Source organism: Pseudomonas sp. H3(2019) (assembly GCF_007713465.1).
Lineage (GTDB): Bacteria > Pseudomonadota > Gammaproteobacteria > Pseudomonadales > Pseudomonadaceae > Aquipseudomonas.
In genome coordinates this window covers 280,146-296,068 of the sequence record NZ_VMSG01000004.1, presented here as the reverse complement: position 1 = coordinate 296,068, position 15,923 = coordinate 280,146, and the positions used below count along the sequence as shown (strand labels likewise).

The 15,923-nt window shown below is 57.9% G+C and carries 16 protein-coding genes; 9 read left to right on the top strand and 7 right to left on the bottom strand.

The genetic code is table 11. The features are described from left to right. Positions 1–185, bottom strand: a 185-nt coding sequence (locus FPT12_RS06855; protein ID WP_178098631.1) for a transposase domain-containing protein, incomplete at its 3' end; no start/stop codon positions are given. Positions 186–306: 121 nt separating this feature from the next. Beyond that, positions 307–909, bottom strand: coding sequence for a peroxiredoxin (locus FPT12_RS06850; protein WP_019693358.1), 603 nt, complete (start codon positions 907–909; stop codon positions 307–309). A gap of 316 nt (positions 910–1,225) precedes the next feature. Between FPT12_RS06850 and FPT12_RS06845 the strand changes: the two genes are divergently transcribed. Next, positions 1,226–1,444 (top strand): bacterioferritin-associated ferredoxin, encoded by a 219-nt coding sequence (locus FPT12_RS06845; RefSeq protein WP_019693359.1) that lies wholly within the window; start codon positions 1,226–1,228, stop codon positions 1,442–1,444. 198 nt (positions 1,445–1,642) lie between these two features. Next, entirely contained in the window at positions 1,643–2,116 is a 474-nt protein-coding gene (bfr, locus tag FPT12_RS06840) for a bacterioferritin (RefSeq protein WP_019693360.1), read from the top strand. A gap of 106 nt (positions 2,117–2,222) precedes the next feature. On the opposite strand, the gene grxD is transcribed toward bfr, so the two are convergent. The 3 genes from grxD to FPT12_RS06825 form a co-directional block, all read right to left on the bottom strand. After that, a complete protein-coding gene (gene grxD, locus FPT12_RS06835) occupies positions 2,223–2,564 on the bottom strand; it encodes a Grx4 family monothiol glutaredoxin (protein WP_019693361.1) in 342 nt (113 codons plus the stop codon). A 97-nt stretch (positions 2,565–2,661) separates the two neighbouring features. Next, positions 2,662–4,770, bottom strand: coding sequence for a molybdopterin oxidoreductase family protein (locus FPT12_RS06830; protein ID WP_145015209.1), 2,109 nt, complete (start codon positions 4,768–4,770; stop codon positions 2,662–2,664). Between the two features lie 124 nt (positions 4,771–4,894). Continuing rightward, positions 4,895–5,185 carry a hypothetical protein gene (locus FPT12_RS06825; protein ID WP_145015208.1) on the bottom strand — a complete coding sequence of 97 codons (291 nt, stop codon included), beginning with the start codon at positions 5,183–5,185 and terminating at the stop codon, positions 4,895–4,897. 417 nt (positions 5,186–5,602) lie between these two features. Here FPT12_RS06825 and argF point away from each other — a divergent pair, with 417 nt between their 5' ends. Next, on the top strand, positions 5,603–6,523 hold the full coding sequence (gene argF / locus FPT12_RS06820) for an ornithine carbamoyltransferase (RefSeq protein WP_145015207.1): 921 nt from the start codon (positions 5,603–5,605) through the stop codon (positions 6,521–6,523). Beyond that, positions 6,520–7,581, top strand: coding sequence for an ABC transporter ATP-binding protein (locus tag FPT12_RS06815; RefSeq protein WP_145015206.1), 1,062 nt, complete (start codon positions 6,520–6,522; stop codon positions 7,579–7,581). Before argF ends, FPT12_RS06815 begins: the two co-directional genes overlap by 4 nt. 57 nt (positions 7,582–7,638) lie before the next feature. Here the strand turns inward: FPT12_RS06815 and FPT12_RS06810 are convergent, their stop codons facing one another. Both FPT12_RS06810 and ybaK read right to left on the bottom strand, forming a co-directional pair. Beyond that, entirely contained in the window at positions 7,639–8,421 is a 783-nt protein-coding gene (locus FPT12_RS06810) for a PhzF family phenazine biosynthesis protein (RefSeq protein ID WP_145015205.1), read from the bottom strand. Between the two features lie 97 nt (positions 8,422–8,518). Next, complete coding sequence (gene ybaK / locus FPT12_RS06805) at positions 8,519–8,989, bottom strand: Cys-tRNA(Pro) deacylase (protein ID WP_019693367.1); 471 nt, start codon at positions 8,987–8,989, stop codon at positions 8,519–8,521. Positions 8,990–9,358: 369 nt separating this feature from the next. Between ybaK and FPT12_RS06800 the strand changes: the two genes are divergently transcribed. From FPT12_RS06800 to FPT12_RS06780, 5 genes are all read left to right on the top strand, one after another. Then, entirely contained in the window at positions 9,359–10,210 is an 852-nt protein-coding gene (locus FPT12_RS06800; protein ID WP_145015204.1) for an MIP/aquaporin family protein, read from the top strand. A gap of 77 nt (positions 10,211–10,287) precedes the next feature. Further along, the gene (glpK, locus tag FPT12_RS06795; RefSeq protein ID WP_145015203.1) at positions 10,288–11,793 is read left to right on the top strand and encodes a glycerol kinase GlpK; all 1,506 of its coding nucleotides are present in this window, start codon (positions 10,288–10,290) and stop codon (positions 11,791–11,793) included. Between the two features lie 95 nt (positions 11,794–11,888). Then, positions 11,889–12,644, top strand: coding sequence for a DeoR/GlpR family transcriptional regulator (locus FPT12_RS06790; RefSeq protein ID WP_071553568.1), 756 nt, complete (start codon positions 11,889–11,891; stop codon positions 12,642–12,644). Between the two features lie 277 nt (positions 12,645–12,921). Further along, positions 12,922–14,460: a glycerol-3-phosphate dehydrogenase gene (glpD, locus tag FPT12_RS06785; RefSeq protein ID WP_145015202.1), complete on the top strand. Its 1,539-nt coding sequence runs from the start codon at positions 12,922–12,924 to the stop codon at positions 14,458–14,460. A 438-nt stretch (positions 14,461–14,898) separates the two neighbouring features. Further along, entirely contained in the window at positions 14,899–15,813 is a 915-nt protein-coding gene (locus FPT12_RS06780) for a glutamate/aspartate ABC transporter substrate-binding protein (protein WP_145015201.1), read from the top strand. Positions 15,814–15,923 lie beyond the last annotated feature (110 nt).

Below are 15,923 nucleotides of genomic sequence, written 5' to 3'. Positions count from 1 at the left end.
GCCATGGAGATCACGCACCAGAGCATCATTTCCAGCGGCAAACGACGCTTGCGCAACGTCGCCACACCCGCTTGTTCAAGCGCCTGTTCGACCAAAGAAGGATCGAGCAAAGCATCCAATCCCTCGATGGCGTTGGGGGTAGAGGCGATGTTGTGGGTCAGTTCCAGTGCCCGAGCGAGACGCATAAAAAAATCCGATGCCAGTACAGGCATCGGATTTTGATTTCTTGCGGCCAAAGGTCAAGCGAGAAGGCTTAACTGATCGGCATTAGCCTCAGCGGCCGGTTTTTTATGCCTGACGCGTGGCTTACAGCTTGCCAGCGTTCTCGGTCAGGTAAGCCGCAACACCTTCTGGCGAAGCAGTCATGCCCTTGTCGCCTTTTTTCCAGTTGGCCGGACAAACTTCGCCGTGCTCTTCGTGGAATTGCAGGGCGTCGACCAGGCGAATCAGCTCTTCCATGTTACGGCCCAGTGGCAGGTCGTTGACGATCTGCGAGCGAACAACACCTTTGTCGTCGATCAGGAATGCGCCACGGAAAGCCACGCCGCCTTCGGACTCAACGTCGTAGGCCTTGGCGATGTCGTGCTTCATGTCAGCAGCCATGATGTACTGAACCTGACCGATGCCGCCGGCATTGATCGGGGTGTTGCGCCAGGCGTTGTGAGTGAAGTGCGAGTCGATCGAAACAGCGATCACTTCAACGTTGCGTGCCTTGAAGTCAGCCATGCGGTGGTCCAGAGCGATCAGCTCGGACGGGCAGACGAAGGTGAAGTCCAGTGGATAGAAGAACACCAGGCCGTATTTGCCTTTGATGGCCGAGGACAGGGTGAAGCTGTCAACGATTTCGCCATTGCCGAGTACGGCCGGTACGGTGAAGTCAGGGGCTTGTTTGCCTACGAGTACGCTCATTGGATATCTCCTGGTGTGGTGGCGTGAAGAACGGCATCGAACCAGTCTGTCGCGGATAAACGACAGGTTCATGACTCGAGTGCCCTTCGCAAAGACCGGACATCATACACCGCGTTTTTCACCTGTCCTTAGCGCTTTTTACAACGACATCAAAAACCTCGGCGCAGGATTAATGACACCATCCCGGGCTGCATTATGCCGTTCGTCAGGCTGTCGCTGTTCTGGCGTAAAGCCTGTCGAAACAACTTTGACAATCATTCTCGTTAACATTAAGATCCGTCGCAACCGAGCCATAACCCACGACGGTTCTCACTCTATGTATGTCTGCCTTTGCACTGGTGTCACCGACGGAAAAATCCGCGATGCGATCTATGAAGGTTGCTGCAGCTACCGCGAGGTACGCCAAGCCACCGGCGTTGCCGGCCAATGTGGAAAATGCGCCTGCCTTGCCAAACAAGTGGTGCGCGAAACCCTGGCCGAATTGCAATTAAGCCAGGCGGCGATCCCCTACCCTGTAGAATTTTCGGCAGCGTAAATAGAACATTCGAAAGAACCGGACTTAGCGTTCGGTTTTTTTATGCCTGTAATTCAATCGCTTAGCACTAGGATGCGGAACACAAACATTCTTATTCCGATTAATTTTTATATAGTATTCAATAACTTAGGTTTGACACTAACAACTGTCCGGCTCAAACTTCGCCGCCTATAGGGTAATTAAAGGGCGGGACCCCACATGAAAGGCGACATCACGGTTATCCAGCACCTCAACAAGATTCTTGGCAATGAGCTGGTCGCAATCAATCAGTATTTCCTGCATGCGCGTATGTATGAAGATTGGGGCCTGAACAAGCTCGGCAAGCACGAGTACCACGAATCCATCGACGAGATGAAACACGCGGACAAGCTGATCAAGCGCATCCTGTTCCTCGAAGGCCTGCCAAATGTCCAGGACCTGGGCAAGCTGCACATCGGCGAGCACACCAAGGAAATGCTTGAGTGCGACCTGCGCATCGAGCGTACCGGCCATGCCGACCTCAAAGTGGCTATCGCTCATTGCGAAACAGTCGGGGACTTCGGCAGTCGTGAACTGCTTGAAGATATTCTCGAATCCGAAGAAGAGCATATCGACTGGCTGGAAACTCAACTGAGCCTGATCGATAAAGTCGGTCTTGAGAACTATCTGCAATCGCAGATGGGCGACGAGTAAGTTCTACAGCACTGATCTCGACTCAATAAAAAGCCCCGCCCTCTTACGAGAGGCGGGGCTTTTTATTATCAGCAGGAGCGGCCTGGTGGCCGCTGCTGCCTATAAATCAGGCTTCGGTCTTGCCAGCAGCGGCTTTTGCCGCAGCGTCTTTGATCAGGGCCTGCAACGAACCGTCAGCGGCCATTTCAGTCATGATATCGCTACCACCGACCAGCTCACCAGCGACCCACAATTGCGGGAAGGTTGGCCAGTTGGCGTACTTTGGCAGGTTGGCACGGATTTCCGGGTTCTGCAGGATATCCACGTAAGCGAACTTCTCACCACAGCCCATGACGGCCTGAGCGGCTTTCGCGGAGAAGCCACACTGCGGGGCATTCGGCGAGCCTTTCATGTAAAGCAGAATGGTGTTGTTAGCAATCTGCTCTTTAATAGTTTCAATGATATCCATGGAGCACCTCGGCTGAACTTTCCGACTCAGTTGTCGGCACGGTGACGCATTGTAACGGAAAGCCGAGCGCCATGCTCGGTCTCCCCGACAGACATGTTTACGCTGCCGCGACCGTCACCGGCACACCATTAAGCGCCGCATTTCCGGACAACTCATCGAGCTGGCGCTCATCGGTCAGGTCGTTGGCGCTGGAGCCTGGCTGCCCCATGGCAATGGTCATCTGCACTCCCGGTCGGGCATGCCCCCAACCGTGCGGCAGGCTGACCACGCCTTTCATCATCTCGACGCTGCTCAGCACTTCGACTTCGATGACCCCGACCCGTGAACTGACCCGCACCCGTTGCCCATCGCTCAGCCCACGACTGGAAAGATCGTCCGGGTGCATCAGCAACTGATGACGCGGCTTGCCTTTCACCAAACGGTGATAGTTATGCATCCACGAGTTATTGCTGCGCACATGGCGGCGACCGATCATCAATAGCTCATCGGCAGCTGGTGCCTGCAATGCGGCAAATCGCGCGAGGTCAGCCAGGATCGCCGGTGGCGCCGCCTGCACGCGCTGGTTGGCGGTTTTCAGACGTGGCGCCAGGTTTGCCTGAAGAGCGCCCAGATCGACCCCGTGAGGATGATCGAACAAGTTCGCCACTGACAATTTGTGCGGCGACGCATCACCATAGCGCCCGGCTCGCAAACCGAGGTCGATCATCTTCGCCGGGGACATCGTCGACTTCAGCTCTTTGCCAGTCTTCGCCGCAAAAGCCTGCGCCAGGCCGACGAAAATCTCCCAATCGTGCAGCGCGCCTTCGGGCTTGGGCAGGATCGCCCGGTTGAAACGGCTGACGTTGCGCACCGCAAACATATTGAACGTGGTGTCGTAATGATCGTTTTCCAGCGCCGAGGTCGACGGCAGAATCAAGTCGGCATAACGCGTGGTCTCGTTGATATACAAGTCAATGCTGAGCATGAACTCCAGCCCGTCCAGCGCCTGCTCCAGTTGCCGGCCATTAGGTGTCGACAACACCGGGTTACCCGCCACGGTGATCAACGCCCGCACCTGCCCTTCGCCCTCGGTGAGCATCTCTTCGGCCAGCGCCGACACCGGCAACTCACCGGCGTATTCCGGACGACCGGACACTCGGCTTTGCCACAGATTGAAATGCCCGCCCGAGGTCGATGCCACCAGGTCAACCGCAGGCTCGGTGCACAGCGCGCCGCCGACCCGATCCAGGTTGCCGGTGACCAGATTGATCAGCTGCACCAGCCAATGACACAAGGTCCCGAACGCCTGGGTCGAAACGCCCATACGGCCATAACACACGGCGGTCTTCGCGCTGGCAAAGTCTCGCGCCACCTTCCGAATCTGCTCGGCCGGCACGGCGCACAGCGGGCTCATGGCCTCGGCACTAAAGGATGCGACGGCCTGACGAACCTCCTCCAGCCCGTCTACCGGCAAATGACTGTCGCGGCTCAAGCCTTCGGCGAACACGGTATTGAGCAACCCGAATAACAGCGCCGCATCACCGCCTGGACGGACAAATATATGTTGATCGGCAATCGCTGCCGTTTCGCTGCGACGCGGATCGACCACCACCACTTTGCCGCCTCGGGCCTGAATCGCCTTCAAGCGCTTTTCGACATCCGGTACGGTCATGATGCTGCCGTTGGAGGCGAGCGGATTACCGCCCAGGATCAGCATGAAATCGGTGTGATCGATGTCCGGAATCGGCAGCAGCAAACCATGGCCGTACATCAAATGACTGGTGAGGTGCTGGGGCAATTGATCGACCGAGGTGGCAGAGAAACGGTTGCGGGTTTTGAGCAAACCGAGGAAGTAATTGCTGTGGGTCATCAGCCCATAGTTGTGCACGCTGGGATTGCCCTGATAAACCGCGACGGCGTTCTGACCATGGCGCGCCTGAATCGCCGACAGGCGTTCAGCCACCAGAGCAAAAGCCTCGTCCCAGGCAATTGCTTGCCACTCGCTGCCGACCCGCAGCATCGGCTGTCGCAGGCGGTCGGGGTCGTTCTGGATATCTTGCAGCGCCACCGCCTTGGGGCAGATATGACCGCGACTGAAGCTGTCCTGCGGATCACCCTTGATCGAGGTGATTTGCACGCCAGCGTCGTCGGTTGCGGTGGTTTCGATGGTCAAGCCGCAAATGGCTTCACACAGGTGGCAGGCACGGTGATGAAGAGTCTTGGTCATGGCCATTCTCTGTTTTATTCGAGGCAACCGGCATCCGGTTGCAGGAACAAAACTATGGGCTGTGACCGAGCGCTGCGCCAGCGACGTTCGTCTTGTGAATCGAGGACCATCAGGCCCGCCGATATCAGCCCTCGGGAAGTCTGGAGGGTGCTTGAAGCTGGATTTCCTGGATGGTTTCGATCTGCTCCTGGGCAATGTGCACGCCCGTGAGTTCGCCGATCAGGCGCCAGTGCTCGTCGAGCCCGGCGCTGACGGTGGCCATGCGGTCGATCATCCGTCGACCCGCAGCCTGGGTCACGTCATCCTCGCTGCGCATCAACTCAAAGGACATTGAGGTCATGGAAGCGGTCAGGTGAGTCAGGGTGCGCGCCGTGAGACCCAGCAGCTCCAGCAATTGCTGTTCTTTCGATTCCATTCCAAAGGCTTCCTGTGTCACTCGTGAGTTATTTATAACCCAGCACTTTGCATTAGCAAATGTTTCAAGCGAAGGCAGGCCGGATCCTCCTGCCTGTAACCACCCCGGCCGACAGGTCAGAAACCGACTGGGGCTGTGCTTTTCCCGCCCCGCTTGATTGCCAAGGCGCGCGAGGGCAGTGTACAAAGAGGTCGCTGCTGTCAGGAAACAGGCTTCAAAAGCGCGACTACGGTCATCCCGTAGCCCCTCTGAAATCCCCTAAAAACCGTAGCCTATTGGTAAGACGCGACATTTAATGTCAATATCGCGCCTTCCCCTATTTCGTCGCCCCGTGCGGCTTTCGCCGCAGGTCTCGCCCGTTTTTCAGTTAAACAAGGCTTTGAGTATCTGCGGTCTGTTGCAAAAAGGTAGTCAATGATGAGCGCAAGGCACTTTCTCTCCCTGATGGATTGCACGCCCGAAGAGCTGGTCAGCGTGATCCGTCGAGGCATTGAGCTCAAAGACCTGCGTAACCGCGGCGTACTGTTCGAGCCGTTGAAAAATCGCGTACTCGGGATGATCTTCGAGAAATCCTCGACGCGTACCCGGCTGTCGTTTGAGGCCGGCATGATCCAGCTTGGCGGCCAGGCGATTTTCCTGTCGCCCCGTGACACCCAACTGGGCCGCGGCGAACCGATCGGCGACTGCGCCATCGTCATGTCGCGCATGCTCGATGCGGTGATGATCCGTACTTTTGCCCACAGCACCCTGACCGAATTCGCCGCCAACTCACGCGTACCCGTGATCAACGGCCTGTCCGACGACCTGCACCCGTGCCAGTTGCTGGCCGACATGCAGACTTTCCTCGAACATCGCGGCTCGATCCAGGGCAAGACCGTGGCCTGGATCGGCGACGGCAACAACATGTGCAACAGCTATATAGAAGCCGCCATCCAGTTCGACTTCCAGCTGCGCATCGCCTGCCCTGAAGGCTACGAGCCAAACCCTGAATTCGTGGCCAAGGCCGGCGATCGAGTGACCATCGTCCGCGATCCTCGGGAAGCGGTACGCGGCGCACATCTGGTCAGCACCGACGTCTGGACCTCCATGGGCCAGGAAGAAGAAACCGCCAAGCGCCTCAAGCTGTTCGCACCGTTCCAGGTTAATCGTGCCTTGCTCGATCTGGCCGCCGAGGATGTGTTGTTCATGCACTGCCTGCCCGCCCACCGCGGTGAAGAAATCAGCCTCGACCTGCTCGACGATCCGCGTTCGGTTGCCTGGGATCAGGCCGAGAACCGTCTGCATGCGCAAAAGGCTCTGCTCGAGTTTCTCGTTGAGCCGGCATATCACCACGCATGAGTCATTCGTCACTGCTGAACCTGCGCAATCTGGCCTGCGGTTATCAAGACCAGCGGGTCGTCCAGAACCTCAACCTGCACCTCAATGCCGGTGATATCGGTTGCCTGCTCGGCTCTTCCGGCTGCGGCAAAACCACCACGCTGCGGGCGATTGCAGGCTTTGAACCGGTTCACGAAGGAGAAATCCAGCTGGCCGGTGAAACCATCTCCAGCGCCGGTTTCACCCTCGCGCCGGAGAAACGCCGGATCGGCATGGTGTTCCAGGACTACGCGCTGTTCCCGCACCTGAGCGTGGCCGAGAACATCGCCTTTGGCATTCGCAAGCATCCCCAGAAAGACCGGGTCACCGAAGAGATGCTTGAGCTGGTCAACCTGAAGCACCTCGGCAAGCGCTTCCCGCACGAACTCTCTGGCGGCCAGCAACAACGCGTGGCACTGGCCCGGGCGTTGGCCCCGGAGCCGCAACTGCTGTTGCTCGACGAACCGTTCTCCAACCTCGATGGTGAGTTACGCCGCAAACTCAGCCATGAAGTCCGGGACATCCTCAAGGCTCGCGGCACCAGTGCGATTCTGGTGACTCACGACCAGGAAGAAGCCTTTGCCGTCAGCGATCAGGTTGGCGTGTTCAAGGAGGGTCGACTGGAGCAGTGGGACACGCCTTACAACCTGTACCACGAACCGCAAACACCGTTTGTGGCGAGCTTTATCGGTCAGGGTTATTTCATTCGCGGTCAGTTGCAGACCCCGGAATCGGTACAGACCGAACTGGGTGTGCTGCGCGGTAATCGCGCGTACACCTGGCCAACCGGTGGCGCGGTGGATGTGTTGCTGCGCCCGGACGATATCGTCTATGCGCCAGACAGCCCGCTCAAAGCGCGGATCGTCGGCAAGACGTTTCTCGGTGCATCGACCTTGTATCGCTTGCAGCTATCGACGGGTAGCCAACTGGAATCGATCTTCCCGAGCCATGCCGATCATCTAGTCGGCGCCGATGTCGGCATCCGCGTGGCCGCCGAACACCTGGTGCTGTTCCAGGCATGCAGCAGCACCGCGCATTGAAGTCATGTAAAAAGATCGCAGTCTTGTAGGAGCTGCCGAAGGCTGCGATCTTTTAAGCTAACCCAACATCAACGTCCCGCTGGCCACCAGCGTCGCATTACCACCGATCTTCACCCGATCCCCTTCCAGGCGGCAGAACAACTCCCCTCCCCGCGCCGAACACTGATACGCCGTCAAGCTGGTTTTATCCAAGCGCTGCGACCAATAAGGGATCAGCAGGCAATGCGTCGAACCGGTGACCGGATCTTCGTTGATACCGATGGCCGGCGCGAAGTACCGCGAGACGAAATCATGCCGCGTACCGCGTGCCGTAATGATTGCGCCAAGCCAGGGCAACTTCGCCAGCGCGACCATGTCCGGCTGGCAATCGAGCACCGCCTGCTCCGACTCCAGCACCACGAACAACTCGTTGGCCCCCCGCACCTCAAGAGGCTGCACGCCCAGCGCCCGCGCTACGTCCGGGTTCTCGTCCACTTCACGCAGTGCGATCGCCGGAAAATCCAGCCATAGCCGTTCGCCTTCCCGACTCACACTCAAGGGACCGGACTTGCTGATGAAGTCCAGGCGCTCAACGGGTTCTTTATAGACCTCGAACAACACATAAGCGCTGGCCAGCGTCGCGTGACCACACAACGGCACTTCGGTGGTCGGTGTGAACCAGCGGATACGCCAGCCTTGCGCCTCACGCACCACAAACGCAGTTTCAGCAAGATTGTGCTCGGCGGCGATTTTTTGCATCAGCTCATCGGCGAGCCAGGCGTCGAGCCGATAGACCATCGCCGGATTGCCACTGAACGGTTGATCACTGAACGCGTCGACCTGATGAAACGCAAGCTGCATGGATACTCTCCTTGTTGTAGGCGAGGACGAGCATGCATCAACCGCTACCTGGCAACCAGAGACAGAACATGCCGATTTTCACCATACAGCGCGGCGGTCAGGCCCGACCGATATCGGCGAATGTGGCCTGGGTATGCTCGGCCAGCACCGTCGCCGCCAACTCGACCTCAAGACCACGCCGGCCAGCGCTGACGTAAATGCTCGCGAAAGGCTGAGCACTGTTATCGATGAACGTGCGCAAACGCTTCTTCTGCCCTAGCGGACTGATGCCCCCCAGCAAGTAACCGGTTGCCCGTTGCGCAGCCGCGGGATCAGCCATCTCGACTTTCTTCACCCCCGCAGCATGTGCCAGCGCCTTCAAGTCCAGACTTCCGACGACTGGCACGACGGCCACCAGCAACTCCCCCTTCTCGCTCGCGGCCAGCAGTGTCTTGAACACTTGCGCCGGATCCAGCCCGAGCTTTTCCGCTGCCTCCAGACCGTAGGACGCAGCCTTCGGATCATGTTCATAACTGTGCACGCGATGTTCGGCACGAACTTTTTTCAACAGATCCAATGCGGGGGTCATGGCAGCTCCAAGCCTGGCGATAGAAGAAAAATACTGCGCTGGATTCTAGGCCATCACCGAGCAAAAGGCTCTATTACCGGCTCCTGCGCACTCAAGAACAGGCAAACGCAAGACAAAATCCAGCCATCTCCCGAGGCCATCCAAATGATCATTCAGCTGACCAATAGTTTAAATATGACCGATGGTTCACTTTCGACCTTTGACATCAGCATTTCTTGTCTATATTTTTTCGAATCTGAATGATGCATAAACGTTTCTGCGTAGTACCCGGCAGTAGGCCGAGACCAGGATGGGGATCCTGCCTCGGTGAAAATCGCGCTCTGACCATTTCGAGAAGAGCGCCCAACAACAACAAAAACGAGGTTTTCAATGACAACTGCATCGCAACAACCATCGCTCTCGAGCCAATGCATGGCCGAGTTCCTGGGTACTGCCTTATTGATTTTTTTTGGTACTGGCTGTGTTGCCGCGCTCAAAGTCGCGGGCGCCAGCTTTGGGCTATGGGAAATCAGCATCATCTGGGGGATCGGCGTCAGCATGGCGATCTACCTGACTGCGGGTGTTTCCGGCGCTCACCTGAACCCGGCCGTCAGCATCGCGCTGTGCATTTTCGCCGATTTCGAGAAGCGTAAACTGCCGCTCTACATCTTCTCCCAAGTCGCTGGTGCCTTCTGCGCAGCGTTGTTGGTTTACACGCTTTACAGCAACCTGTTCTTCGATTTCGAACAAACTCACCAGATGGTTCGTGGCACACAAGCCAGCCTAGAACTGGCCTCGGTGTTCTCCACCTTCCCGAACCCTGCCCTGTCGACAGCCCAGGCGTTTCTGGTGGAGGTGATCATCACCGCCATCCTGATGGGCGTGATCATGTCCCTGACCGACGACAACAATGGCCTGCCTAAAGGCCCTTTGGCGCCACTGTTGATCGGCCTGCTGATCGCCGTCATTGGCAGCTCGATGGGCCCGCTGACCGGTTTTGCGATGAACCCCGCGCGAGACTTCGGTCCTAAGCTGATGACTTTCTTCGCTGGCTGGGGTGAAATTTCCTTCACTGGCGGCCGTGATATTCCGTACTTCCTGATTCCGATTTTTGCACCGATCCTGGGTGCCTGCCTCGGCGCTGCGGCCTATCGCGGGCTGATTGCCCGTCATCTACCGATCACCATACCTGCTACAAAGGATGCAGAGCCCGCCATTGACGGCAAAGCACGAATCTCCTGAAAGCGGCGGCGCGCGATCCTGCCCACCATTGATCACGCGCCCCAACTCACTCCTTTATTTCGTCCAAGGCAATCGACATGACCGACATTCAGAATAAGAACTACATCATTGCCCTCGATCAGGGTACGACCAGCTCCCGGGCGATCATTTTCGACCGTGACGCCAACGTGGTCTGCACTGCACAACGTGAATTCGCCCAGCATTACCCGCAGGCCGGCTGGGTCGAACACGACCCGATGGAAATCTTCGCGACCCAAAGTGCCGTGATGGTCGAGGCCCTGGCGCAAGCCGGCCTGCATCACGATCAGGTAGCGGCCATCGGCATCACCAACCAGCGTGAAACCACTGTGGTCTGGGACAAGACCACTGGCCGGCCGATCTACAACGCAATCGTCTGGCAATGCCGCCGCAGCACCGAGATCTGCCAGCAACTCAAGCGCGACGGCCACGAGCAGTACATCAGCGAAACCACTGGCCTGGTCACCGACCCGTACTTCTCCGGCACCAAACTCAAGTGGATCCTCGACAACGTCGAAGGCAGCCGCGAACGCGCACGCAAAGGCGAGCTGCTGTTCGGCACCGTCGACAGCTGGCTGATCTGGAAATTTACCGGCGGCAAGACCCACGTCACCGACTACACCAACGCCTCGCGCACCATGCTCTTCAACATCCATACCCTGGAGTGGGACGCCAAGATGCTCGAGGTGCTGGACATCCCGCGCGAGATGCTCCCGGAGGTCAAGTCGTCATCGGAAATCTATGGCCACACCAAGAGCGGCATCGCCATCGGCGGTATTGCCGGCGACCAGCAGGCCGCGCTGTTCGGCCAGATGTGCGTTGAACCGGGCCAGGCGAAAAACACCTACGGCACCGGCTGCTTCCTGCTGATGAACACCGGCGACAAAGCGGTTAAATCCCGGCACGGCATGCTCACCACCATCGCCTGCGGCCCACGCGGCGAAGTGGCCTACGCACTGGAAGGCGCGGTGTTCAACGGCGGCTCCACCGTTCAGTGGCTGCGCGACGAACTGAAGATCATCAACGACGCTCACGACACCGAATACTTTGCCAACAAGGTCAAGGACAGCAACGGCGTCTACCTGGTACCCGCCTTCACTGGCCTCGGCGCCCCGTACTGGGACCCGTATGCCCGCGGCGCGCTGTTCGGCCTGACTCGCGGCGTACGCGTGGATCACATCATTCGCGCAGCACTGGAGTCGATTGCCTACCAGACCCGCGACGTACTCGACGCCATGCAACAGGACTCCGGCGAACGTCTCAAGGCTCTGCGCGTAGACGGCGGTGCAGTCGCGAACAACTTCCTGATGCAATTCCAGGCGGACATCCTCGGCACCAAGGTCGAACGCCCGCAAATGCGTGAAACCACTGCACTCGGTGCCGCCTACCTGGCCGGCCTGGCCTGCGGTTTCTGGGGCAGCCTGGACGAACTGCGCGGCAAGGCGGTAATCGAACGCGAGTTCGACCCGCAACTGGACGAAACCGCGAAGGAAAAACTCTACGCTGGCTGGAAAAAAGCCGTCAGCCGCACCCGCGACTGGGAACCGCACGAAGGCGCTGAATAAGCCAAGTAGCGGATTCGTATCGGTATGTAACTGGTAGGGAGGTGATTCGTACGGCATCATGGGCAAATTTTGCACGGCAGCCCAAAGGAAGCCCTATGAATCTGCCTCCCCGTCAGCAGCAAATCCTCGAACTGGTCCGCGAACGCGGCTACGTCAGCATCGAGGAAATGGCTCAGCTGTTCGTAGTTACACCGCAGACCATCCGCCGCGATATCAATCAATTGGCGGAAGTGAATTTGTTGCGTCGCTATCACGGCGGCGCAGCTTACGATTCAAGTGTCGAAAACACCGCCTACGCCATGCGTGCCGATCAGATGCGCGATGAGAAACAACGCATCGCCGAAGCCATCGCCGCACAAATCCCCGATCACGCCTCGCTGTTCATCAATATCGGTACCACCACCGAATCCATCGCCCGGGCGCTGCTCAATCACAGCCAGCTCAAGGTGATCACCAACAACCTGCACGTCGCCTCGATCCTCAGCGCCAAGGATGACTTCGAAGTCCTGCTGGCCGGCGGCAACGTGCGCCGTGATGGCGGCGTAGTCGGTCAGGCCTGCGTCGACTTCATCAACCAGTTCAAGGTCGACTTTGCGCTGGTCGGCATCAGCGGCATCGATGAAGACGGCAGCCTGCTCGACTTTGACTACCAGGAAGTACGGGTCTCCCAGGCGATCATCGCCAACGCCCGGCAAGTCTTGCTGGCAGCAGACTCCAGCAAGTTCGGCCGCAACGCCATGGTCCGCCTTGGGCCAATCAGCCTGATCGACTGCCTGGTGACCGACCACGCACCGGTTCCGGCATTGGCGCAACTGCTGAGCCAGCACAAGATTCGGCTGGAAGTGGTTTAACCCCCCCGCGATTCTCGTCCCCACGCTCTGCGTGGGAATGCCGCTTGGGACGCTCCGCGTCCCGCTTCAAGAGCTGACGCAGAGCGTCTATGGATGCATTCCCACGCAGAGCGTGAGGAACGATCTACCGCGAATGTTCGAAAATTTTCCTTTCCCCTTCCTTCGATCAGTATTTTCAATCGAAGTCAGCTAGCTGTGCCCGGGTTTATGCGCTACCATTTTCGCAAATGAACATTAATGTTCGAATTCAAATATCGAAAGAACCCGAGGCCAGCCGATGCCCACTTCAACCTTGCCTATGCCCCCTCTTGCCGAGGTCTACGATATCGCCGTCATTGGTGGCGGGATTAACGGTGTAGGGATTGCAGCGGATGCCGCCGGTCGCGGTCTTTCGGTGTTCCTTTGCGAAAAGGACGATCTGGCCAGTCATACCTCGTCCGCCAGCAGCAAGCTGATCCACGGCGGCCTGCGCTACCTCGAACATTACGAATTCCGCCTGGTGCGTGAGGCCCTGGCCGAGCGTGAAGTGCTGCTGGCCAAGGCCCCGCACATCGTCAAGCCAATGCGCTTTGTGTTGCCGCACCGCCCGCATCTGCGCCCGGCATGGATGATCCGCGCAGGCCTGTTCCTTTATGATCATCTCGGAAAACGGGAAAAACTCGCCGGTTCCAAAAGCCTGAAGTTCGGTGCCGACAGCGCGCTGAAAAGCGAAATCACCAAAGGTTTCGAATACTCCGACTGCTGGGTCGACGACGCCCGTCTGGTGGTGCTCAACGCCATGGCCGCCCGCGAAAAAGGCGCCCACGTTCACACCCAGACCCGTTGTGTCAGTGCCCGTCGCAGCAAAGGCCTGTGGGAGCTGAACCTGGAGCGCGCCGACGGCAGCCTGTTCTCGATCTGCGCCAAGGCGCTGGTGAATGCCGCCGGCCCATGGGTCGCCAAGTTCATTCGTGATGACCTGAAGATGGAATCGCCTTACGGCATCCGTCTGATTCAGGGCAGCCACCTGATCGTGCCGAAGCTGTACGAAGGCGAACACGCGCATATCCTGCAGAACGAAGACCAGCGCATCGTGTTCACCATTCCGTACCTCAATCAATTCACCCTGATTGGTACCACGGACCGCGAGTACACCGGCGATCCAGCAAAAGTCGCCATCACCGAAGGCGAGACCGATTACCTGCTGAAAGTGGTCAATGCGCACTTCAAGAAACAAATCAGCCGCAGCGACATCCTGCACACTTACTCCGGCGTTCGCCCGCTGTGCAACGACGAATCCGACAATCCGTCGGCCGTGACCCGCGATTACACCCTGGCTTTGTCCGGCAGCACTGAAGAAGCCCCGCTGCTGTCAGTGTTCGGTGGAAAACTGACCACCTACCGCAAACTGGCCGAGTCGGCCATGGCGCAGCTGGCACCGTACTTCAAGGAAATGAAGCCGAGCTGGACTGCGCAAGCGACCCTGCCGGGCGGCGAAGACATGACCACGCCACAGGCCTTGAGCGCGTTGATTCGCGACAAGTTCGACTGGCTGCCGACGGAAATGGCCCGACGCTGGGCCACCACTTATGGCAGCCGCACCTGGCGCATGCTCGAAGGTGTACAGAGCTTGAAGGACATGGGCGAACACCTGGGGGGCGGTCTCTACACTCGCGAAGTCGATTACCTGTGCCACGAAGAATGGGCCACCAGCGCTCACGACATTCTCTGGCGTCGCAGCAAACTGGGCCTGTTCACCACCCAGGCGGAGCAAGGGAACGTGCAGCTGTACCTGAACAAGCTCGAGCAGAACCGCCGCAAGATCGAAGCGGCCTGATCGGTAATCCGGCTCAACAAAAGCCCCTGAATCTCACGATTCGGGGGCTTTTTGCATGCTGACAACCCGCCCCTCTATAGGAGCAAAGCTTGCTCGCGATGGCCGTTACGCTATCTGTCTGTTACACCGCGTTATCGTTCATCGCGGGCAAGACTTGCTCCTACAAGATTTGCGCTTCTCCGGCATTCGGTTTTCCGAACGCGACCCATCAGTCGATTCGGTTAACCGGATCATCGAATCCTAAAACCAACCCCACAAATATTTAATATCTTTGAAAATCAATATGTTGATTGAGTAAGCCTGGCCTGGCACGACTCATGCTCTACATTTTGGGACGAATGTCTGATGTGCCAACACTTCAGGAGCCGTCAAGGTATTGCGCAGTACAAAAGGGCCGATGAACTGGCTCACTATAAAAACAATGTTGAGGAAAATTTGATGCGTATCGTTCCCCATATCCTGGGCGCAGCCATTGCGGCCGCTCTGATCAGCACGCCAGTTTTCGCCGCCGAACTCACCGGCACCCTGAAGAAGATCAAAGAGTCCGGCACCATTACTCTGGGGCATCGAGACGCTTCTATTCCGTTTTCCTACATTGCAGACGCTTCCGGAAAACCGGTCGGCTACTCCCACGATATTCAGCTGAAAATCGTCGAAGCCATCAAGAAAGACCTGGACATGCCGAACCTGCAGGTCAAATACAACCTGGTCACCTCGCAAACCCGTATTCCACTGGTGCAGAACGGCACTGTGGACGTCGAGTGCGGCTCCACCACCAACAACACCGAACGCCAGCAACAAGTTGACTTCTCCGTTGGCATCTTCGAAATCGGCACCAAGCTGCTGTCGAAAAACGACTCGCCGTACAAAGACTTCGCCGACCTCAAAGGCAAGAACGTCGTGACCACCGCCGGCACCACGTCCGAGCGTATTCTGAAGTCGATGAACGCCGACAAGCAGATGGGCATGAACGTCATCTCCGCCAAAGACCATGGCGAATCCTTCCAGATGCTGGAATCGGGCCGTGCTGTCGCCTTCATGATGGACGACGCCTTGCTGGCCGGTGAAATGGCCAAGGCCAAGAAGCCGACTGACTGGGCCGTGACCGGTACTCCACAGTCCTACGAAATCTACGGTTGCATGGTCCGCAAGGGCGACGCGCCGTTCAAGAAGGCTGTGGACGACGCCATCGTTGCGACTTACAAATCCGGAGAGATCAACAAGATCTACGAAAAATGGTTCATGCAGCCAATCCCGCCAAAAGGCCTGAACCTGATGTTCCCGATGAGCGACGAGCTCAAGGCCCTGATCGCCAATCCGACCGACAAAGCGGCTGAAGAAAAGAAATCCTGATTTCTGACTAACCCACCTCCTGACTGGGCCTGCACCCTTTCAGGAGGCTGTCACTACCTGCTGGCACTTTCTGGAAACACTCGAACCGGTGATTGTCGAGCCGGTCGTGT